Genomic DNA, 19,335 nt, shown 5'->3' with positions numbered 1-19,335 from the left:
CGGCGGGAGGTCTGATGGACCTCGACAACGTCCCGCAGGAAGGCAACGCCACGCTCGGCGGCCACCGCAAGGCCGTCTATGCGCGCGACGCCAGCGGCCGCATCGTGATCGCCCCCAGCAAGGGCTGGGAAGCCGAAGAGATCGTCACCAGCAACGCCGTCGACACACTGCAGGCGCTCGCCGAAGCAGCCCGCCAGCGCGTGCAGGCCGGCGCGGCCTCGCCGCTCGAATACTGGATGTGCGCCCGCCGCATGGACGTGCCGCTGCTGTCGCAGACCAGCGGCTACTGGCAATGGCGCGTGAAGCGCCACCTGCGCCCCGACATCTTCGCCACGCTGACCGACAAACACCTGCAGCGCTATGCCGATGCGCTGGGCCTCACGGTCGCCGAGATCCGCAAGCTGCCATGACCAAGACAACCTTGAACAGCGAGAGCGGGCCGAGCGCCGGGCCGCTCCCAAGCCGGCCCGCCATCCCCTCGGGGGATCGGCCGACGTATCGGTCGGACGAGGGGTCGTCATGAACTCCCACGCCGCCACCTTCCAGCACCACCACGCCGCACATTGCGAGAGCGGCGTCATCTCCAACCTGCTGCGCCACCACGGCGTGCCGGTCACGGAGAGCCTGGCCTTCGGCCTCTCGGGCGGCCTCGCCTTCGCCTACCTGCCCTTCATCAAGATCAACGGCCTGCCGTTGATCGCCTACCGTTCGCTGCCGCGCGCCATCATCAAGGGCCTGCTGGCGCCGCTGGCCACGCGATTCCGCTTCGAGACCTTCCGCTCGCCGCAGGCCGGCGCCAAACGGCTCGACGACCTGCTCGCGCAAGGCCAGATCGTCGGCCTGCAGACCTCGGTCTACTGGCTGCCGTACTTCCCGCCCGACATGCGCTTCCACTTCAATGCGCACAACCTCTTGGTCTACGGCAAGGAAGGCGACGAGTACCTGATCAGCGACCCGGTGTTCGAGCACCCACAGCGCTGCGCCAGCGCCGACCTGCAGCGCGCCCGTTTCGCCAAGGGGGCCCTGGCGCCGAAAGGCCTGCTGTACTACCCGAAGGCCATCCCGCAGAAGAACATCACCCCCGAGGCCGTGCGCGTCGCCATCCGCAAGAACTGCCGCGCGATGCTGCCGCCCGTGCCCATCGCCGGCGTGCGCGGCATGCGCTGGCTCGCCAAGCATGTCGACAAACTCCCTGCGGGCGAAAAACACAGCGCCGACTTCATCGGCCAGATCGTGCGCATGCAGGAAGAGATCGGCACCGGGGGCGCCGGCTTCCGCTTCATCTACGCGGCCTTCCTGCAAGAGGCGGCGCAACTCGCCGAGCGCCCGGTGCTCGCGCAGTTTTCCGAGCGGCTCATCGCCATCGGCGACGGCTGGCGCGCGATGGCACTGAAGGCCGCCCGCATGATCAAGGGCCGCGAGCCGGTGAACCCGTCGACCATTGCGGCGCTGCTGCGCCAGCAGGCCGACCAGGAAGAGGCCTTTTTCAAAGAGCTGCAGGCCGCGGTGAAGTGACGGCAGCTGAGGCGACAATCCCGCCCCATGCTGTCGATCGAGCACCTCGGCTATCGCTACCCCCGCGCTGACTCGGCCGCCCTGGAGGATGTGTCGCTCACCGCCCAGCGCGGCCACGTGCTGGGCCTGCTCGGCCCCAACGGCGCCGGCAAGACCACGCTCATCTCGCACCTCGCCGGCCTCCTGCCGGTGCAACAGGGGCAGATCCTCGTCGACGGCGCGCCGCTGTCCGACGTGCGCAGTGCCACCCCCACCCGCATTGCCGTCGCGCCCCAGGAGTACGCCTTCTATCCGATGCTGACGGTGGCCGAGAACCTCGCCTGCTTCGCCGCGGCGGGCCGCCTGAGCGGTGCAAGGCGCGACGAACGCATCGCCGCATGCCTGGCGTTCGCGCAGCTCGAGCGCTACGAACACACCCGCGCCGAGAAACTCTCGGGCGGCCTGAAGCGCCGGCTCAACCTCGCGATCGCCCTGCTGCCCGAGCCCGAGCTGCTGCTCTTCGACGAGCCCACCGTTGGCGTCGACCCGCAGTCGCGTGCCTTCATCCTGGAAGCCATCCGGTCGCTGGCCCGGAAGGGTGCAGCGGTGATCTACACCTCGCACTACATGGAGGAGATCGAGGCCATCGCCGACCGCGTGGTGATCCTCGATCACGGGCGCATGCTCTGCGCGGGCTCGCTCGACGAGCTGCTGGCCCAGCACGAGCCCGTGCTGGTGCTTGCCGCCGATGGCCTGCCCCGCGAAAGCCTGCTCGCCCTGCTGGCGAAGCACGGCGCCGTGCTCGACAGCAGCGCAGGCCCGCGCGTGAGCCTGCGCTTGAAGAGCCGCCCGGCCGAGGTACTGGCCGCGCTCGATGCCGCCGGCGCCACCGTGCACTCCGCCGAATTCGGCCGCGGCAACCTGGAGCAGCTCTTCATGTCGCTCACCCGACGCTCGCTGAGGGATTGATGCTTCCAGCCCTCATCAAGAAAGAGCTGCTCGCCCTCATCCGCGACCCGCACAGCCTGGCCGCGCTCTTCCTGCTGCCGGTGCTCTTCATCATCATCATGTCGCTGGCGCTGAAGGACTACTACAGCCCGCCGCAGAGAAGCCTCGCCTATGCCGTGCAGGCGCAAGACACCGGGCCGCTGTCGCGCGCCCTGGCCAGGAACTGGGAGCGTGCCCACGGCCCCGCGCAAGCGCTGCCGGCCGACTGGGAGCAGCAGCTGCGCGAAGGCCGCCTGAAATACGTGCTGGTGCTCCAACCCGGCCTGTCGCAAGAGCTGGAAGAGGCGTCGCTGCCCACGCAGCCGCACATCCGCCTGCTGGCCGAGCCCGGCCTCGACGGCAACCTGCTCAACACCCTGCAGGCCGAACTCGCCGGCACCGCGGGCGAACTGAAGGCCCGCGCCGCGCTGGCCCAGAACAACGCCCCCAAGCCCGCACCCGATGCCTCGATGCTGCGCATCGTGCAGACCGAACGTGCCGGCAGCACCGGCCCGCGCCCGAGCGCCGTGCAGCAGAACGTGCCGGCATGGCTTGTCTTCGGCATGTTCTTCGTCGTCGCCTCGCTGGCCGGCCTGGTGGTCGAGGAGCGCACGAGCGGCACGCTGGCGCGGCTGCACAGCCTCGGCGTCTCGAGCAGTGCGCTGCTCGCCTCCAAGGGTCTGCCCTACCTCGGCGTGAACGCCGTGCAGGCTGCGCTGATGCTCGCGGTCGGCGTGTGGCTCATGCCCTCGCTCGGCGGCGATGCTCTCACGCTCGCGCAGGTGAACTGGCCGGCGCTGCTGCTCGCGCTCGCCGCCATCAGCGTGGCCGCCGTCAGCATGGCGCTCGCCATCGCCTGCACGGTGCGCACGCATGCACAAGCCGCCGCCGTGGGCCCGATCCTCAACGTGCTGATGGCCGCCATCGGCGGCATCATGGTGCCCAAGTTCGTGATGCCGCAGTCGATGCAGCGCCTGGCCGAGTGGTCGCCGATGAACTGGGGCCTGGAAGCCCTGCTCAACGTCGTGCTGCGCGGTGGCGACATCGCCAGCACCGCGCCGCAGCTCGTGCGCCTGTCGCTTTTCGCCGCGCTGATGTTCGGCATCGCGCTCGCGCTCTTTCAACGTTCGTTCCAACGTTCGCCCCGATAAATGTCCACCCTGATCGCCGACCTCAAGACCCTGGTGCTCGAAGCTGCCGAGAAGGCCGAGCCCGAGGGCGGCCTCACCGACGACGAAGTGCTCTTCGGCCCCGACGCCCGCCTCGCGCTCGACTCGCTCGATGCGCTGCAGATCTCGATGGCCATCCAGCAGCGCTACGGCGTGCGCATGCCCGACAGCAAGGACACGCGCCGTGCGCTCAGCTCCATCGCGCACCTGGCCGAGCACCTGCGGCAGCACCTCAAGGCATGAACGAGGCCTACCTCACCGGCCGGGCGCTCGCCTCGGCGCTGGGGCCCGACCTCGACAGCGCGATGCAGGCGCTGGCCGCCCCGGTGGTGCCGAAGACGGTCACGCTCGCCGACGGCTCGGCCTGGCCCTGCTACACCATCGATGACGACGACAGCGACTGGACCGCACGCAGCCGCCGCCTCGTCGAACGCGCCGCCGCGGGTGCCGACCGCCAGGGCGCGCTCTTCATCGCGTCGTCCTCGCTCGACATCGGCCTGCTGGAGACCACCCACGACTTCGACCACGACCACCAGCATTTCGCCGACACCGTGGCCGGCTGGCTCGGCTGGCAGGGCCCGGTCTACACGGTCTCGACCGCCTGCACCTCGGGCCTGAAAGCGCTCTTGAGCGCCCGCACGCTGGTGCGCCACGGCGTGGTGGCCGAGGCCCTCGTGCTCGGACTCGAACTGCGCAACACCCTCACCGTCGGCGGCTTCGCCGGCATGCAGCTCCTGAGCCCCACCGGCGCCCTGCCCTATGGCGCCGGGCGCAACGGCCTGGTGCTGGGCGAGGCGGTGGCCGCCTTGCAGCTGTCCGCGCAGCCCTCGCGCTGGCGCCTGGCCGGCGGCGCCAACGTGGTCGACGGCCGCGACCCCGCCGGCACGATCGAAAGCGCGGTGATCGACATGTGCCACCAGGCGCTGGCCGACAGCGGCATCACCGCCGCCGACATCGACCTCGTCAAACCGCAGGCCGCGGGTGGCGCCGCGAGCGATGCCACTGAGGCCCGCGCCCTTCGTCGTGTGTTCGACCCGCTGCCGCCGCTCGTCTCGTTCAAGGCCGCCATCGGCCACACCCTCGGCGCGGCGGGCATCGCCGAACTCGCGCTGCTCACCGCCTGCCTCGAATGCGGCGCGTGGCCGCGCCCCGGCCACGCGCCAGACCCCGCGCTGCACGCCCCTCTCGCCGACAAGCCACCGTCACGTGCCCGTCATGTGCTGGCGAGCATCCTCGGCTTCGGTGGTGGCCACACGGCGGTGGTGCTGGAGGACACGCAGGCATGAGGTCGTTGGTGCTCAAGAGCCACGTCGTGCTCGACCCGCTGCCGGCCGATTGGCGCGACCAGCTCGCACGCCGACTCGGCACCCGCCCGCGCCGCATCGGCGCCTGGGCCGAACTCGCGCTGCACGGCGCGCGCCTGTGCCTCGATGCCGCGCAGGAAGACCAGCTCCACGGTGGCGCGCTGCTGCGCGTGGTGGGCGTGCACGGCCCGATGGGCGCCACGCGGCTCGTCGCCGAGCAGGCGCGCCAAGGCCTGCCGCTTCCCTTCACCTTCATGCAAAGCCAGCCGAGCCAGACGCTCGCCGCCCTCAGCCAGCACCTCGGCTGGCAAGGCGATGCGCGTTACGTGCTCTGCCGCGACACGCACGCCGCGCTGCAGCTCGCGCAGCTCGAATGCGGCGACGCAGGCCTGCTGATCGGCACCGTCGAAGAAGACCTGCGCACCGAGTGGTGGCGCTACACACCGCGCTGAGCCCACGCTAGGGCCTGTTCACACCAAGACACCCCCCGCGCGCTCCCCTCGCGCGGCACGCAGGTTGCCAAAAGTCGCGCAGGGTCCGAGCCCGTTGCGCAGAGGTGCGAAACCAGGCACACGCGCCCGCCCCACGCAGCGGCTCGCGACCGGAACGATTAACCGGTCAAAGGGGAAAGCTCCATGTCAGACATGCCGATCTTGGACAACGCAGTTCAACGTCCAACCGCAGGCGTGCACCTGAACACCGCCACCATCGCGAGCGTGCCGCCGGTGCGGCTGTTTCCGGTGGCGCCGCCATCCATCCACACCTTCGTCGCCGCGGTGGCCGAGCCGCTCGCCACGCTGCTCACGCTGGGCCTGGCGGCCGCGTGGTTCGACGAGCCGATCGACCGTCCCGAGCTCATCCTCGGGATGCTGGTGCTGGTGCTGACCTTCCCCGGCGTCGACCGCTGCAAACAGGACCCGTTGCGCGCCGGCATCAACATCGTGAGCCACTGGGTCGCGGTGCTGTCGATCCTGATGCTCTTCGGCTACGCCACCGACAGCTTCCACTTCTTCTCGCCCGACGTGCTGCTGTGGTGGGCCTTCTTCACCCCCGCCATGCAGTGGGTGATGGTGACCACGAGCTGCCGCTGGCTGCGTCGCGTGAGCGAACGTCCCGAGTACCGGCGCCGCGCCGTGGTGGTCGGGGCGGGCGAGAACGGCGTGCGCATCGCGCAGGCGCTCGGCGCCCACACCGGCTGCGTGCACGAGATGGTGGGCTACTTCGACGACCGCGGCAACGACCGCGTGCACGACGGCGCCGCGGGCAAGCTGCTCGGCCGTGTGGAAGACGTGGTCGAGCACGTGAAGCGCCACGGCATCCACAACGTCTACATCACGCTGCCGCTCGTGGCGCAACCGCGGGTGATGGAGCTCATCAGCCGTCTGCAGGACACCACGACCTCGGTGCACTACGTGCCCGACTTCGCCGGCGTCAACGTGATCCAGGGCCAGCTGCAGGACGTGGAAGGCATTCCCGTGGTGAGCCTGCTGGAGTCGCCCATCACCGGCACCAACCACCTCGTCAAGCGCGTGACCGACGTGGTGCTGTCGTCGATCATCCTCGTGCTGATCTCGCCGGTGCTGCTGGCGCTGGCCATCGGCGTGAAGCTCAGCTCGCCGGGGCCGGTCATCTTCAAGCAGAGGCGCACCGGCCTCGACGGCAAGGAGATCCTGGTCTTCAAGTTCCGCTCGATGCGCACGCAGGACAACGGCCCGGTGGTGCAGCAGGCCACCCGCAACGACCCGCGCATCACACCCTTCGGCGCCTTCATCCGCAAGACCTCGCTCGACGAGTTGCCGCAGCTCTTCAACGTGCTGCTCGGCACGATGAGCCTCGTCGGCCCGCGGCCCCACGCGGTGGCCCACAACGAGGAATACCGAAAGATCGTGCAGGCCTACATGCTGCGCCACAAGGTGCGCCCGGGCATCACCGGCTGGGCGCAGGTCAACGGCTTTCGTGGCGAGACCGACACCGTCGAGAAGATGGCCGCGCGGGTGCAGTACGACCTGGAGTACCTGCGCAACTGGTCGCTCGCCCTCGACCTCAAGATCATCGCGCGCACGGTGCGCGTGCTCTTCTTCGATCGCAACGCCTACTGAGGTACCCCCACCGATCGATCCCCTCCACCCACCACGGCGCCACACCAAACATGAGAACCACCACCCTGCCCCTGCTGATGGGATTGATCAGCACCTTTCCCTGCACCCTCGCGCTCGCGCAAGACAACCCCAACCCCTCCGTCACCCCGACGGCACCGGTGCCCACCACGCCCAACAGCGCCCCGCCCTCGCAGCCCCCGGCCCTGCCCGGCAGCACCGGCAGCCCGACCGAGGAGCCTTCGCCCTTCGTCTTCGGCATCCGCCAGGGGCTCACCGGCGAGAGCAACCTCTTCCGCGCCCCCGAGGGCAGCGATCTCGAACGGCGCGACCGCATCTGGTCGAGCGGCGTGCACATCGGCCTCGACAAGTCACTCGGCCGCCAGCACTTCTTTGCCGACCTGCAGGCGAACGCGAACCGCTACAACAAGAACGAGCACATGAACAACACCGACTACAACGCCAACGCGCGTTGGGACTGGGAGACCATCGGCCGCCTGTCGGGCATCCTCAGCGCACAGCAGCGGCAAAGCCTCTACCGCGACACCATCAACGGCACGCTCTCGCTCGAACGCAACCAGGTGCGCAGCACCGCGCTCGGCTTCCAGGCGCGCCTGGGCCTGGTGACGCTGTGGTCGTTCGAGGCCGGCGTGACGGCGAGCGAGAACGACTACCGCGGTGTCGATGTCGACGACCGCGACCTGCGCCAGACCTCCATCAACGCCGGCGTGCGCTACCGCCCGAGCAGTGCGCTGACCACCCGCGTGGGCGTGCGCCGCAGCGAGGGCAAGTACCCCGGCATCGCACCCGTGCCAGACGAGTTCACCCGCGACGACGTCGACTTCATCACCAACTACAACGCCAGCGGCGCGAGCGTGCTGAACTCGCGCGTGAGCGCCACGCGCGAACGCCACACCTCGCAAGGCCCGCGCAACAGCCGCGGCTGGACGGGCGCGCTCGGCTGGGTCTGGCGTCCCACCGGCAAGCTCACGACCGACCTCGACCTCACGCACGACCGCAGCGTCGGCCAGGCCGACTTCGACTCCACCCTCACCGGCGGCGAGACCAGCGACAGCCGCGCCGCCGACACCGCCTCGCTCGCCCTCACCTGGGCCGCCACCGCCAAGGTGTCGTTCACGCCGCGCGTGAGCTACGCGCGCCGCAAGCTCGACAACAGCTTTGCCAACGGCGGCATCGCCACCGCCACCGGCACCGACACCACCGTCATCGGCGGCCTGGCGATGAGCTACACGCCCTTCGACGCGCTCTCGCTCATCTGCCAGGTGACCCACGAGAAGCGGACCGTCGGCGGCGACGCCGCGCTCAGCACGCCCTACAAGGCCACCGTCGCAGGCTGCAACGCCGAATTCGCCATTCGTTGAGCGATGAGAAAGACCACGGCACCAAGGCGGAGCGCAGATTGCCTTGCAGCAGCAGGCCTCATGAGCTGCACGGGCCACCGTATTCGACGTGACCACAGGAGTACCCCATGAACAAGAAACTTCTCGCCGGCCTTGCCACCGCCGTGCTTTCCTTCGGCAGCGTCGGCACCGCCCATGCGGTGCTGAACAGCTGCGACGACCCCCTGAAGAGCGGCCTCGGCCAGCGTTTCTGCCTCGAGAAGTTCGAGGACCTGGCCTCGGGCTTCTACACCGTCAGCTTCGAATACCAGGCGGAAAAGTTTGCCGGTAACGCCGACAGGACCCTGAGCTTCGGCTTTCTTTTCGACACCCTCGAAGGCCCCTCGACGCGCGGCCTGCTGAGCGACGTCTCGAGTTCGTCGGGCTGGAACGCCTACTCCTTCACCACCGAGGCGGGGGGCGACGGCGCTTTGCTCTTCGCGCTGCGCGGCGTGCCCGGCCCGAACTTCGGCATGCAGCTGCAGAACGTGCAGGTCACGCCCGTGCCCGAGCCGGGCACCTACGCGATGCTGCTCGCAGGCCTGGGGGCACTGGCCTTCGTGGGGCGCCGCCGCAAGATGTGAGCGAATTCCGATCGGATCTCGCTACGCGAAAAGGCCCGGCACGCCGGGCCTTTTTTCTGAGCGGCCTAAACTCGGGCTGCCCTTCAGGACGACCTGACCCGGGCGCTTCCAACCGGGGACGACCCCCCATCTCCAGCGAAAGGGTCGTCATGGCCTGGGTCATTCTTTTCATCGCAGGCCTCTTCGAGGTCGCTTGGGCCATCGGGCTCAAATACACCGATGGCTTCTCGCGCCTGTGGCCGAGCGTGGGCACTGTCACCGCGATGGTGATCAGCGTGGTGCTGCTCGGCTGGTCGATGCGCACGTTGCCGGTGGGCACCGCCTACGCCGTCTGGACGGGCATCGGCGCGGTGGGCACCGTCGCGCTCGGCATCGTGCTGTTTCAGGAGCCCGCGACCGCAGCCCGCCTGGGCTGTGTGGCGCTGATCGTCGCGGGGATTGTGGGACTGAAGATCACCGCCTGAGCGGCGGGCCGAGCGCCGGGCCGCCCCAAGCCGGCCCCCGCGAGCCGCGAGACGCGGCTCGCACTCCGGCCGTCCATGCCCGCGCAGGTGGGCATGGAGCCGCGGCCTACGTTCCCCTCGGGGGATCGGTCGGCGTACCCGCCGGCCGAGGGGTCGTCATCAGGTCGCGCAGCTGTCGCCGCGTGCATCACCCCAGCGGCGGCGGGTCTCGTCGTCGCCGATGTAGTGCGTGTTGCCCTTGCGGTCCACGCAGTACTGGGGCGCGACGATCATCTCGTCGAACACCTGCTCGGACGAGATGCGGGTGTACTCGAAGAGCACGCTGCGCTTGACCTCGCAGCCGCGCTTCAGGTGGCTGCCGGTGCCGATCCAGGTCGGGCCTTCGATCTTCACGCCCGGCTCCACGCACACGCTGGAGCCGAGGTACACCGGCCCGGTGATCTGCACCTTGTCCCACGGGATGCGGGTGTTGAGGCCCACCCACACGCCGGGGCGCACTTCCTTGCCGGGCATCTCCATCTCGGCCACCTCGCCCATCAGCACCCGCTGCAGCACGCTCCAGTAGTCGCTCACGCGGCCGATGTCGATCCAGTTGAAGAAGCGGCTCTGCACGTAGAACGGCTTGCCTTCCTTGGCCATCAGCGGAAAGAGGTCGCTGCCGATGTCGAACGAGCGCCCGCTCGGCACCAGGTCGAGCGCGGCCGGCTCGAAGATGTAGATGCCGGTCGACGCGAGCCGGCTCTTGGCCACCTCCGGCGAGGGCTTCTCCTGGAACTCGATCACACGCCCGCTCGGGTCGGCGCTGACGATGCCGTAGTTCTGCACCTCCTCGGGCTTGACTTCGAGGGCCACCACGCTCGCAAGCGCCCCCTTCTGCTTGTGCTCGAAGAGCGCGGCGTTGAGGTCGAGGTCGACCAGCGCGTCGCCGCACAGCACGAGGGTGGTCTCGTCGAAGAAGCCCGAGAAGTCCTGGATCTTCTTCATGCCGCCGGCCGAGCCCAGCGGCCGCGGCACCACCTCGCCGTTCTCGCGCACACCTTCGTACGAGTAGCCGATCTGCACGCCCCAGCGGCTGCCGTCGCCGAAGTGGTTCTCGATCTTCCAGTGGTTGAAGGCCACGTTGATCATGATTTCCTTGATGCCGTAGCGCGCCAGGTGCTCGATCAGGTACTCGAGCACCGGCTTGCCGAGGATGGGCACCATCGGCTTGGGCATGTTCTTGGTGAGCGGGCGGACGCGGGTGCCCTGGCCCGCGGCGAGGATCATTGCTTTTGCCATGTGGAGAGAGAGTCCTTCTGGTTGGTGAACAGAGTCTGCAAGCGGTCGGCGTCGAAGCCGGCATGCGGCAAGCCCCACAGCAGCGCCGCCACGGTGGCGGTGCCGAGTGTGGCGGGCAGCGTGGTCCGCATGAACGACAGGCTGGACATCGCGAGCTGCCGCTGCACCGCCCACTGCATCAGCAGGCAGCCGGCCACGCTGCCAAGGGCCACGCCGGCCGCGATGCCCTGCATGCCCCAGGGCGAGAAGGCGGCCGCGAGGGCCGCCGAGACACCGAGCTGCAGTGTCGAGAGCTTCAGCACGCGGGCGCTGTGGCGCGTGGCGAACGAGAGGTTCTGCCCCAGCCAGAAGGCCGACTGCGCCACGTAGGCCACCGACAGCCAGCCGAAGAGCGGCGCACTCTCGCGCCAGCGCTCGCCGAAAGCCAGCACCACCAGCGGCTCGGCCGCGAGCGACACCAGCGCGTAGGCCGGCGCGAGCAGCAGCAGCGTCCAGCCGAGCATGCGGCGGTACGCCTGCGCAAGTGCCACGGGATCGCCCTGGCGCTGCACGAAAAGGCTCACGCCCACGCGGCTGAGCGACGCGCCCACCACCAGGTAGCCCGCCGACAGCACACGCTTGGCGAGGTTGTACAGGCCGGTGGCGTACGGGCCGAGCAGCACGCTCACGAGCGCCGCGTCGCCGTTGTTGTTGGCGTAGTTGACGCAGGCGTTGAGGCCAATGCGGCGCGTCTCGCCGGCATGCTCGCGCAGCAGATCGCCAGACCAGCACCAGCGCGGGCGCCAGACCCGCCACTCGGCGACGAGGGCGACGAGAAACGCCACCAGACCCATCACCACCTGCTGCGCCACGAGCGCCATCGCCCCATGACCGCGGGCAGCGAGCCACAGCGCCACGATGCCGCCGGTCGACACCGACACGAGCGACCGGATCGCCATCAGCCGGAAGTTGCCGTCGCGCAGCAACCGGGCATCGTGCGCCCGCCCCAATCCGAAGAGCACCACCGACAGGCTCATGCCCACCAGCACCAGCGTGAGGTCGGGCGCGTCGAAGAAACGTGCCATCGGCCACGCCAGCATCACCATCGCCGCGGCCACGAACACCGACACCAGCGTGCAGACGGTGAACAACCAATGGAACATGCGGTCGTCGGCCTCGGGCGATCGCACCACCGGCATCGCCAGCGAATCCAGCAGCGACATGCGGGTGAAGAGCACCATCAGGTGCGCGATCGCCAGCAGCCCGAACTCGTGCGGCGACAGCCAGCGCGCGAGGACGAGGAAGATGACGAACGACAGCACCTGCTGGACCAGGTTGTCCAGGATCGACCACGCCGATTTCGATGCCAGTTTCATCTGACCTCAAGCACTGGCACGGCGGCAGATCCGGAAGAACTTGACGGCATCCACGGTGTAGCGCTTCCACAGCCGCTTGGGCTCCTGCAGCAGCCGGAACAGCCACTCCAGGTGCAGCTTGCGCATCCACACCGGCGCACGCACCGCACGCTCGGCGAGGAAGTCGAACAAGGCGCCCACGCCGACGTAGAGCGCCGGCGGCAGCTGCTTCGCGTGGTCGAGGATCCACTGCTCCTGCAGCGGGTTGCCCAGCGCGACCAGCACCACGTCGGGCTGGGCCGTGCGGATGCGTTCGCAGACCAGCTCGTCTTCCACACCGTAACCCGCCATCGCACCGACCACCTGGTGGCCGAAGCGGTGTTCCACGGTGCGCGAGGCCTCGCGCACCACCTCGGGCCGTGCACCGAAGAGGAACACCCGCAGCGGCAACGGGCTGCCACCGAGCAGGCGCGGGATGAAGTCGGTGCCGTTCAAGTTCTCCTGGAAACGCTGGCCGTGCATCAGCCGCGCCGCAAGGTCCATGCCGATGCCGTCGTTGACGACGGTGATCGCCGGGTCGTCGAAGCGTGCCGCGAAGCCCTGGCAGGTGACGACGAAGTTGGTGTTGGCGAAAAAAGCTTTCGGTGCGCCGGCCGAGCGCCAGCTGGCGGTAGATCTGGCCGGCCAGCGCCTGCGCGCCGAACGACTTGACGCGAAACGGTCCGATGCGCAGCGTCTGCGGCAGCTTGGGCGCTTGCAAGGTCGGGTTGAGCATGCTCATGGAGTCCTCATGCGTTGGTGGACGATGGATAGGCGGTGCCGGTCTGCTGCTGGCCGCTGCGCCAGCCGCGCACGCGCGCCAGCAGGCTGTGCCACTTGAAGCGCGCCTGCGCGCGCTGGCCGCTGGCAAGCGCGAGCAGCGAGCCGGCAAGCGTGCGGCCGCACACCCACGGGAAGTACCAACCAGGAAAGCCGCCGCGGCGGATCACACGGCCGAAGCCGGCTTCGTAGCGGCACTGGCGCTCGATGGCCGCCTCGCCGTAGTCGGCGGTCTTCACCGGGTGGTGCAGCACCAGGTCGCGGTCGAATTCGACGCGCCCACCGGCCTGCAGGCCGCGCAGCATGAACTCGGTCTCTTCGCCCGCGCCCCAGGGGGTGCCCGCCCCCACGCCCAGGTCTTCGTCGAACTCGCCGATGCGCTCGACCAGGCGGCGGCGCAGGAAGATGCTGAACGAGATCGCACCGCGCCACACCGAGAAGCGGTTGAGCAGCTGCGTGCGTGGCAACCAGCGGCCTTCGGAGCGGCCCTGCGCATCGACGAAGCGGCCGGTCAGGCCATCGAGCGAAGGCTGTGCCTGCAGGCGCCGCGCCACGTACGACAGCAGGCCGTCGGGGTACCAGCAGTCGTCGTCGGGGAAGGCGATCACGTCACCGGTCGCGTAGCGCAGGCCGACGTTGCGCGCCCGCGAGAGGCCGGGGGCGCTGCGGTAGCGCAGGATGCGGAAGTGCCGGCGGTACTCTTCGATCAGCGGCGCCAGCCGTTCGTCGGGGTTCTGGTCGACGATGAGCAGCTCGAAGTCGCGGTGGTCCTGGCGCTGCAGCGAGGCGAGGAATTCGCCCACCTCGTCACGCCGCCCCAGCGTGCCCATGATGAGCGAGAACTTCATGCACCGGCCCCCTGCACCGCCGCGCCGGCCAGGCCGGCCGACGCCGGGCGGCCCGCCGAAGGCGTGCGGTCGAAACTGATCTGCGGCAGGTGGCTCAGCCAGGCGTCGTAGACGGCGCCGATCTTCCCGTACGAGTTGTCGAGGTAGGTGACCTCGCAGCCCATCAGCGCGGCGGCCACGCCCGCGTGCAGCCGGTTGGTGCGCACCGCGACCAGCTGGCCGAAGAAGCGCAGGAAGTCGCGCGTGACCAGATCGCTCTCTTCGCGCAGGCGGAACTTGGAGCCGTACAGGTTTGACATGTCCCAGCGCTTGTCGCCGGGCAGCGCCGCGATCGCTTCGGCGTCGACGCGGATCACGTCCAGGTGCAGGTGCGCGGGTGGCGCGCGGCGCAGGAGCGCCAGGCGCCAGCGCAGGTAGGGCGCGAGCCGGTCATGGTGGGCCATGCGGGCCCAGAAGGCGAGGCCCCGGTACCGCTCGCATTGCGCGAAGAGCCGCGGCACGTCGATGTAGAGCGCCATGTCGGGTGCGTACAGCACCTGCGCGCCGGTGCCGGTGGCCTGCACCCGCGCCACCGAGGCCTGGTCGCGGCACACCAGCGTGAAGCGCCGGTCGAGCCGAGCCAGCAGTGCCTCGTGGCCGCGGATAGTGTGCGGCAGCACGAGCACCGAGTCGACGTCGACCTCCAGGCAGCGCTCGAGGAAGCGCGAGCAGCTCGCATACTCGGGCACGAGGTTGCCGCCGCCGGCGTAGATGAGCGCATCGCCGGCGCGGATGTCGCGCACCTTCGCATAGACCGGCGCAAGGCCCATGTCGTCGAAGAACTGCCAGCTGCCGGCGGCGATGAGCGCATCGCCGGCGTTGCCTTCGTTGGGCACGTAGAGCAGGCGGGCCGGCTTGCGCGCCTGCAGCGACTGCAGGGCATGGCGCAGGCCGTCCCAGGCCTGCGGGTCGTTCACCAGGGGACGGGTGTCATACGAAAGCGTCATGGGCGGGTCCGGTCGGGGGTGATCTGAGGTGCAACGAGGCGCGGCCGCGCGGCCGCCTCGATGCGTTTGAGCCAGGCGTTGAGGCCGCGCTTGGTGGCGGCACACGCCGGGCGCTCGATGAAGATGCTGAAGAGCGCGCAGCCGGCGATGGCTGCCGCCACGCACAGCACGGCGAGCAATCCGCCCTCCTTCATCCAGCCCGCCTTCACGAAGACATAGATGAGCGGCACGTGGATCAGGTAGATGGAGAAGCTCCAGTCGCCGAGCCACTGGAAGGGCTTGGCCATGAAGGCCATGTCGATCGGCGTGCGGTCATGCGAGAAGGCAAACACCACCAGCCCGGCGATGAGCGCCGGCGCAAGGTCGTGCCAGTACTTCTCGGGCAGGTGGATCACCTCCAGCATGAAGAGGCCGAGCGCCCCCAGCAGCAGCACCTGCAGCACGGTGAGCGCGCGCGTGCTGATGGGCACCGTGCGCAGCCAGTGGTGCAGCCCACCGAGCATCGAGCCGAGCAGGAAGTAGTGCAGCTTCGAGATCGCAAAGGTGCCCGGCACCTTGTCGCGCACGCAGATCGCCGCCACCGCCAGCACCATCACGACCACGAGCGCGAGCGTGCGGCCCGACTGCGCACGCTTGAGCGCCCACCAGAAGCCGATGAAGAGCGCATAGAACTGCACCTCCGGCGGGATGCTCCAGAACACGCTCACGTTGCCCGAGAACAGGATGTGGCGCAGGAAGTTGTGCGTGCCGATCGCATACGGGAATTTCGGGTCGATCAGCGTGTAGATGAGGAACGAGGCCAGCACCACCATCACGTAGGGCGGTGCGATGCGCGAGAAGCGCGCGATGGCGTAGCGCGACACCTCGTGCCAGTTGGCCGGCTTGGTGAGGTAGAGGTAGCCCATCAGGAAGCCACTGAGCGTGAAGAACACCATCACGCCGAGCGAGCCCTCGTGGATCGGGCCGAAGTGCAGGCCGGCCTGTTCGGGCAGGTGCGAGACAACGACAAGAAAGGCCGCGATGCCACGCACCGCGTTGAGCGACAAGATTTGCGAAGAAGGGGGGTGGGTGTTGTTGGGGGTCATGGTTTCCATTCCTCCCTCAGCAGCGCGAGCTGGGGTCGCTCGGGCTGCCCGGGAATCGGGTGAATGCCAAAGGTGTATTTCGGGCCCCACCAGCCGCCGGCGGCCCAGTAGGCCCAGCCGGCCCAGACGGGGTCGCGCATCGACTCGAGCAGCGCCTTGAGCGTCTCCAGGCATTCGGGCGTGGGCGCCACGCCGAATTCGCCGAGGAACATGCGGTGGCCGTGCGCGCGCGCCCAGTCGGTCACGCGGTCCATCAGCTTCTTCATGCGCTCGGGGGCCATGCAGTCGCCTTTCATGCCGGAGTGATCTTTGTCTGCGTACTGGTGCACTTCGAGCACGCTGCGCTTGAGCGGATCTTTCAGGCCCGAGAAAGCGTCGGCGTTCGACAACCCCTGCCACTTCACCGCCCAGTCGTGCGCGCCGCTCCAGCCGGCACCCGAAACGAAGAGCAAATGCTTCGAGCCCGCGTCACGCAGCGCGGTGACCACGTCTTGCGCCGCACGTGCCCAGCCGCCGCGCGCCGTGGCATGCGCCGGCTCGTTCATCAGGCCGAAGGCCACGAAGCCGGGCTCCGGGAAGGCCTCGCGCATGCGCAGCCAGAAGTCGGTGAAGCGGTCGGTCGGCAGCTCGGGCGAGCCGAGCTTCTGCTTGGCGTACTGGCCGAAGTTGTGCGCATCGAGGATCACGCAGAGGTCGAGCGCGCTCGCCATCTCGACCACCTTGCGGATGACCTTCACCTCCATCTCGTCGAGCGGGCCGCCCAGCGTGCGCTGCACCCGCTCCCAGCGGAAGGGCAGGCGGATCACGTTGGCGCCCTGCTCGGCGAAGTACTTCAGGTCCTTGTCGGTCGGGTAGGTGTAGTCCTTGAACACCTGGCCGGGCATCTTGCTGGTGTTGAACTCGGCACCGGCCATGTTTACGCCGCGCAGCGGCTTGCCGGACAGGCAGGTGCCCACCTTCTCGGTCTGCGCCGCGGCGCCGGTGACGCACAGCACCAGCGAGAGGGCTGCCAGCAGCACCTTCATGCGGCCATCCTCGCTTCTTGCACGGCGCGCTCGTACTCCTCGACGTAGGCGCCGACCACGTTGCGCCAGCTGTAGCGCTGCACCATCTTCTGGGCCTGTTCGCGCAGCACGCTGTGGCTCACGGCCACGCGCCGGTGCAAGGCCTGCACGGCGGCCGCGGCCTCGGCGGTGTCGTCGGGCACGATCAGCGGCACCATCGTCTCGTCGGCCAGCCGCTCGAAGGGCGGGATGGCGCTCAGGATGGGCACGAGCCCCGCGCTCATCGCCTCGATGGCCGCCAGGCCGAAGCCTTCGTGGCTCGACAGGCACACGCCGTAGCTCGCCTGGCCGATCGCCGCGCGCAGCGTCTCGTTGTCGGGGTTGGGCAGCAGCACCACCGCCTCGGTCACGCCGGCCGCTTCGGCCATCTGCGCAAGCGTGTGGCGGTTGATGTCGTCGTACTCGCGCCCGGCGATGATGAGCCGCCAGTTCGGGTCGGCGCGGCGCAGCATGGCCAGCAGCGCGAGCGTGCGGTCCAGGCCCTTGTGCGCCGTCCAGCGGCCCACATAGATCATGGTCTGGGTGAGCGTGCGCGAGGCGGCGTCGGCGAACTTGTCGATGTCCACGCCGTTCTCGATCACGCGGATGCGCTCTTGCGGAACCACCTGCTTGAACATCTCGCCGTCGTTGGCGCTGCTCGCGAGGATGCGGTGGTAGCCGCGCGCCGTGCAGCGGGTCACGCAGTGGAAGAAGATCTTCTTCGCCCGCTGCGCAAAACTCGTGTGGAAGAAGCCACCGTGCGTGCAGGCCACCAGCGGCTTGCGGTGCACGAAGCGGGTGAGCGAGAGGTAGTCGAAGGCGAAGTCGATGCCATGCACGTGCACCACGTCAGCGTCGCTGACGTGGTGCAGCACCGACGGGAACAGCGGGTAGCGCTCCGAGCCGCTGTAGGCCAGTCGGTGCACCGGGATGCCCTCGATCACCTCGTCGGTCGGCAGCACCTCGGGCTGGCGGAACACGCGATCGAGCGTGATGACGCGCGGCGACTGGCCGTGCAGGTCGCGCTGCGTGCGAGCGATGTTGAAGACCACGTCTTCCATCCCGCCGCGCGACGGCAAGTATTGGCGCACCACGTGCACCACCTTCAAGCTCATGTCGGTCCTCCGCTATGCAAGGCGAATGTCAATTTCGGTCTCCTGTTCGGCTTCAGGCTTGCGCATCGACAGCGCCCCCAGCGCAAACCACATCACGCCGGCCGTCTTGAGTGCGAAGAGCGACGTGCCGCTCACGCACAGGATCAAGGTCATGTAGGCGGCCATGTAGGCGCGAAAGCGCCGCGCCGTCTCGTCGTGCAGCGGCAGCGCGTAAAAGCAGATCCACATCAGCCCGGCGCCGATCAGGCTGAAGCGGCTGAAGACATAGGCGTAGCCCATGTCGCCGAAGTTGGTGGCGAAGTCGCGCAGGCCGAGCAGGCTCAGGTGGTCGAAGCCGAGCAGGAACTGCCCGCTCACCGTCATGCGGCCGATGAGGTTGTCGCCGGCGCCCGGCATGTAGGTGGCGAGGGCCAGCAGCAGGAGTGCACCGAGCGCCGGGAACACGATGCCGATGAAGTGCGCGCCGCCATGCAGCACCAGGCGCAGCAGCACCAGGAGGCCGGTCATGTAGAAGCCGAAGCGGGAATCGGCGAGCACGATGCACACCAGCGCCGCGGCGATGAACCACGCCGAGGTGCGCCACTGCGCGCCCGGCTTGGCCAGGCCCCAGCCGAGCAGGATCACCGCGAAGTTGCCGAGCGACACCGGCTCCAGGAACACCGAAGACACCCGCTGCGCCCCCAGCACCTGCGGCAGCAGCGTGCGGCCGATGCCTTCGGGTCGCATGCCGTTGAGCGTGACGGCCTGGCCGCTCACCTGGGCCGCGGCCGAGTTGATGCCGCCCAGGCTCACGTAGTAGTTGAAGGTGTTGAAGAGGCTGTTGTAGAGCGTGGGGATCACCGCCTGCACCAGGCCGATGAACACCACCACCGCGGCAATCGCCAGCAGCGGCCGGTCGAGCGAGCGGCCGTTCTGCCCGAAGCTGCGCCCGGCCCAGAAGAAGACGAGCGGGATCATCAGGTCGCGTGCGGCCTTGGCATCGAAATAGCCGCCGCGCAGCAGCGCGAAGAGGCCGCAGGCCCCGAGCACGGCGAACACCGTGATCAGCGAGCGCAGCGACAGCCGCGCCAGCAGCAGCGGCACGCAGGCGATGTAGATCACCATCTCGGCCATCGCCACGCGTGCCACCGACACGCTGATGCCCTTGTTGTGCAGCAGGCACAGCAGCCAGTGGTGCATCACCACGGCCAGCAGCAGGAAGCCGGCGTAGACGGTCGAGTCGCTCACGCCGGCACCGGGCAGGCTGCCGGGCACCGGCGCGTCGGCGCGGCCCCAGGCGGCGCCCGGCGTGCCGTGCGTCGTGTGGTCGGTCCAGACGGCGGCCATGCG

At 69.0% G+C, this 19,335-nt stretch carries 19 protein-coding genes and 1 pseudogene; 11 read left to right on the top strand and 9 right to left on the bottom strand.

Annotation, left to right across the window (positions count from 1 at the left end; genetic code table 11):
- The first annotated feature begins 14 nt into the window (after positions 1–14).
- The 11 genes from LRS03_RS25925 (at position 15) to sugE (ending at position 9,498) form a co-directional block, all read left to right on the top strand.
- The gene (locus tag LRS03_RS25925) at positions 15–410 is read left to right on the top strand and encodes a DarG family dialkylresorcinol biosynthesis protein (RefSeq protein ID WP_257829198.1); all 396 of its coding nucleotides are present in this window, start codon (positions 15–17) and stop codon (positions 408–410) included.
- A 109-nt stretch (positions 411–519) separates the two neighbouring features.
- On the top strand, positions 520–1,515 hold the full coding sequence (gene darH, locus LRS03_RS25920; RefSeq protein WP_257829196.1) for a BtrH-related acyltransferase DarH: 996 nt from the start codon (positions 520–522) through the stop codon (positions 1,513–1,515).
- A gap of 27 nt (positions 1,516–1,542) precedes the next feature.
- On the top strand, positions 1,543–2,463 hold the full coding sequence (locus tag LRS03_RS25915) for an ABC transporter ATP-binding protein (protein WP_257829194.1): 921 nt from the start codon (positions 1,543–1,545) through the stop codon (positions 2,461–2,463).
- Positions 2,463–3,632 (top strand): ABC transporter permease, encoded by a 1,170-nt coding sequence (locus tag LRS03_RS25910; RefSeq protein ID WP_257829192.1) that lies wholly within the window; start codon positions 2,463–2,465, stop codon positions 3,630–3,632. Before LRS03_RS25915 ends, LRS03_RS25910 begins: the two co-directional genes overlap by 1 nt.
- Complete coding sequence (locus LRS03_RS25905) at positions 3,633–3,893, top strand: phosphopantetheine-binding protein (protein ID WP_257829189.1); 261 nt, start codon at positions 3,633–3,635, stop codon at positions 3,891–3,893.
- Entirely contained in the window at positions 3,890–4,936 is a 1,047-nt protein-coding gene (locus LRS03_RS25900) for a beta-ketoacyl synthase N-terminal-like domain-containing protein (protein WP_257829186.1), read from the top strand. The genes LRS03_RS25905 and LRS03_RS25900 overlap by 4 nt, the downstream gene beginning before the upstream one ends.
- Complete coding sequence (locus tag LRS03_RS25895; RefSeq protein ID WP_257829184.1) at positions 4,933–5,406, top strand: hypothetical protein; 474 nt, start codon at positions 4,933–4,935, stop codon at positions 5,404–5,406. The genes LRS03_RS25900 and LRS03_RS25895 overlap by 4 nt, the downstream gene beginning before the upstream one ends.
- Before the next feature lie 234 nt (positions 5,407–5,640).
- Complete coding sequence (locus LRS03_RS25890) at positions 5,641–7,053, top strand: undecaprenyl-phosphate glucose phosphotransferase (protein ID WP_257829183.1); 1,413 nt, start codon at positions 5,641–5,643, stop codon at positions 7,051–7,053.
- A 50-nt stretch (positions 7,054–7,103) separates the two neighbouring features.
- The gene (locus tag LRS03_RS25885; protein ID WP_257829180.1) at positions 7,104–8,432 is read left to right on the top strand and encodes a porin family protein; all 1,329 of its coding nucleotides are present in this window, start codon (positions 7,104–7,106) and stop codon (positions 8,430–8,432) included.
- Positions 8,433–8,539: 107 nt separating this feature from the next.
- Positions 8,540–9,034 (top strand): PEP-CTERM sorting domain-containing protein, encoded by a 495-nt coding sequence (locus LRS03_RS25880; RefSeq protein WP_257829179.1) that lies wholly within the window; start codon positions 8,540–8,542, stop codon positions 9,032–9,034.
- A gap of 149 nt (positions 9,035–9,183) precedes the next feature.
- Positions 9,184–9,498, top strand: coding sequence for a quaternary ammonium compound efflux SMR transporter SugE (gene sugE, locus LRS03_RS25875; RefSeq protein ID WP_257829178.1), 315 nt, complete (start codon positions 9,184–9,186; stop codon positions 9,496–9,498).
- 159 nt (positions 9,499–9,657) lie between these two features.
- Here the strand turns inward: sugE and LRS03_RS25870 are convergent, their stop codons facing one another.
- The 9 genes and pseudogenes from LRS03_RS25870 to LRS03_RS25830 all read right to left on the bottom strand — a co-directional run bounded on the left by LRS03_RS25870 (position 9,658) and on the right by LRS03_RS25830 (position 19,332).
- The gene (locus LRS03_RS25870; RefSeq protein ID WP_257829699.1) at positions 9,658–10,764 is read right to left on the bottom strand and encodes a nucleotidyltransferase family protein; all 1,107 of its coding nucleotides are present in this window, start codon (positions 10,762–10,764) and stop codon (positions 9,658–9,660) included.
- Positions 10,761–12,131: a lipopolysaccharide biosynthesis protein gene (locus LRS03_RS25865; protein WP_257829176.1), complete on the bottom strand. Its 1,371-nt coding sequence runs from the start codon at positions 12,129–12,131 to the stop codon at positions 10,761–10,763. Before LRS03_RS25865 ends, LRS03_RS25870 begins: the two co-directional genes overlap by 4 nt.
- A gap of 6 nt (positions 12,132–12,137) precedes the next feature.
- A pseudogene (locus tag LRS03_RS25860) lies at positions 12,138–12,689 on the bottom strand (WecB/TagA/CpsF family glycosyltransferase); the annotation flags it as partial.
- Between the two features lie 209 nt (positions 12,690–12,898).
- Complete coding sequence (locus LRS03_RS25855; protein WP_257829174.1) at positions 12,899–13,777, bottom strand: glycosyltransferase family 2 protein; 879 nt, start codon at positions 13,775–13,777, stop codon at positions 12,899–12,901.
- A complete protein-coding gene (locus LRS03_RS25850) occupies positions 13,774–14,763 on the bottom strand; it encodes a polysaccharide pyruvyl transferase family protein (RefSeq protein WP_257829173.1) in 990 nt (329 codons plus the stop codon). Before LRS03_RS25850 ends, LRS03_RS25855 begins: the two co-directional genes overlap by 4 nt.
- Positions 14,760–15,848, bottom strand: coding sequence for an acyltransferase family protein (locus LRS03_RS25845; RefSeq protein ID WP_257829172.1), 1,089 nt, complete (start codon positions 15,846–15,848; stop codon positions 14,760–14,762). Before LRS03_RS25845 ends, LRS03_RS25850 begins: the two co-directional genes overlap by 4 nt.
- The gene (locus LRS03_RS25840; RefSeq protein ID WP_257829170.1) at positions 15,845–16,873 is read right to left on the bottom strand and encodes a glycoside hydrolase family 5 protein; all 1,029 of its coding nucleotides are present in this window, start codon (positions 16,871–16,873) and stop codon (positions 15,845–15,847) included. Before LRS03_RS25840 ends, LRS03_RS25845 begins: the two co-directional genes overlap by 4 nt.
- Positions 16,870–18,006 carry a glycosyltransferase family 4 protein gene (locus LRS03_RS25835; protein WP_257829168.1) on the bottom strand — a complete coding sequence of 379 codons (1,137 nt, stop codon included), beginning with the start codon at positions 18,004–18,006 and terminating at the stop codon, positions 16,870–16,872. Before LRS03_RS25835 ends, LRS03_RS25840 begins: the two co-directional genes overlap by 4 nt.
- Before the next feature lie 12 nt (positions 18,007–18,018).
- Positions 18,019–19,332, bottom strand: coding sequence for a polysaccharide polymerase (locus LRS03_RS25830; protein ID WP_257829165.1), 1,314 nt, complete (start codon positions 19,330–19,332; stop codon positions 18,019–18,021).
- Between the last annotated feature and the right edge of the window lie 3 nt (positions 19,333–19,335).

The organism is Rhizobacter sp. J219 (assembly GCF_024700055.1).
In the GTDB taxonomy this organism is placed as follows: Bacteria; Pseudomonadota; Gammaproteobacteria; order Burkholderiales; family Burkholderiaceae_C; genus Rhizobacter.
This window is presented reverse-complemented; position numbering and strand designations above follow the sequence as displayed.

Bases quoted from the DNA above. Each gene is read 5' to 3' on its own strand.
- LRS03_RS25925 (WP_257829198.1), top strand. From the start codon at position 15: ATGGACCTCGACAACGTCCCGCAGGAAGGCAACGCCACGCTCGGCGGC.
- darH (WP_257829196.1), top strand. From the start codon at position 520: ATGAACTCCCACGCCGCCACCTTCCAGCACCACCACGCCGCACATTGC.
- LRS03_RS25915 (WP_257829194.1), top strand. From the start codon at position 1,543: ATGCTGTCGATCGAGCACCTCGGCTATCGCTACCCCCGCGCTGACTCG.
- LRS03_RS25910 (WP_257829192.1), top strand. From the start codon at position 2,463: ATGCTTCCAGCCCTCATCAAGAAAGAGCTGCTCGCCCTCATCCGCGAC.
- LRS03_RS25905 (WP_257829189.1), top strand. From the start codon at position 3,633: ATGTCCACCCTGATCGCCGACCTCAAGACCCTGGTGCTCGAAGCTGCC.
- LRS03_RS25900 (WP_257829186.1), top strand. From the start codon at position 3,890: ATGAACGAGGCCTACCTCACCGGCCGGGCGCTCGCCTCGGCGCTGGGG.
- LRS03_RS25895 (WP_257829184.1), top strand. From the start codon at position 4,933: ATGAGGTCGTTGGTGCTCAAGAGCCACGTCGTGCTCGACCCGCTGCCG.
- LRS03_RS25885 (WP_257829180.1), top strand. From the start codon at position 7,104: ATGAGAACCACCACCCTGCCCCTGCTGATGGGATTGATCAGCACCTTT.
- LRS03_RS25880 (WP_257829179.1), top strand. From the start codon at position 8,540: ATGAACAAGAAACTTCTCGCCGGCCTTGCCACCGCCGTGCTTTCCTTC.
- sugE (WP_257829178.1), top strand. From the start codon at position 9,184: ATGGCCTGGGTCATTCTTTTCATCGCAGGCCTCTTCGAGGTCGCTTGG.
- LRS03_RS25870 (WP_257829699.1), bottom strand. From the start codon at position 10,764: ATGATCCTCGCCGCGGGCCAGGGCACCCGCGTCCGCCCGCTCACCAAG.
- LRS03_RS25865 (WP_257829176.1), bottom strand. From the start codon at position 12,131: ATGAAACTGGCATCGAAATCGGCGTGGTCGATCCTGGACAACCTGGTC.
- LRS03_RS25855 (WP_257829174.1), bottom strand. From the start codon at position 13,777: ATGAAGTTCTCGCTCATCATGGGCACGCTGGGGCGGCGTGACGAGGTG.
- LRS03_RS25850 (WP_257829173.1), bottom strand. From the start codon at position 14,763: ATGACGCTTTCGTATGACACCCGTCCCCTGGTGAACGACCCGCAGGCC.
- LRS03_RS25845 (WP_257829172.1), bottom strand. From the start codon at position 15,848: ATGACCCCCAACAACACCCACCCCCCTTCTTCGCAAATCTTGTCGCTC.
- LRS03_RS25840 (WP_257829170.1), bottom strand. From the start codon at position 16,873: ATGAAGGTGCTGCTGGCAGCCCTCTCGCTGGTGCTGTGCGTCACCGGC.
- LRS03_RS25835 (WP_257829168.1), bottom strand. From the start codon at position 18,006: ATGAGCTTGAAGGTGGTGCACGTGGTGCGCCAATACTTGCCGTCGCGC.
- LRS03_RS25830 (WP_257829165.1), bottom strand. From the start codon at position 19,332: ATGGCCGCCGTCTGGACCGACCACACGACGCACGGCACGCCGGGCGCC.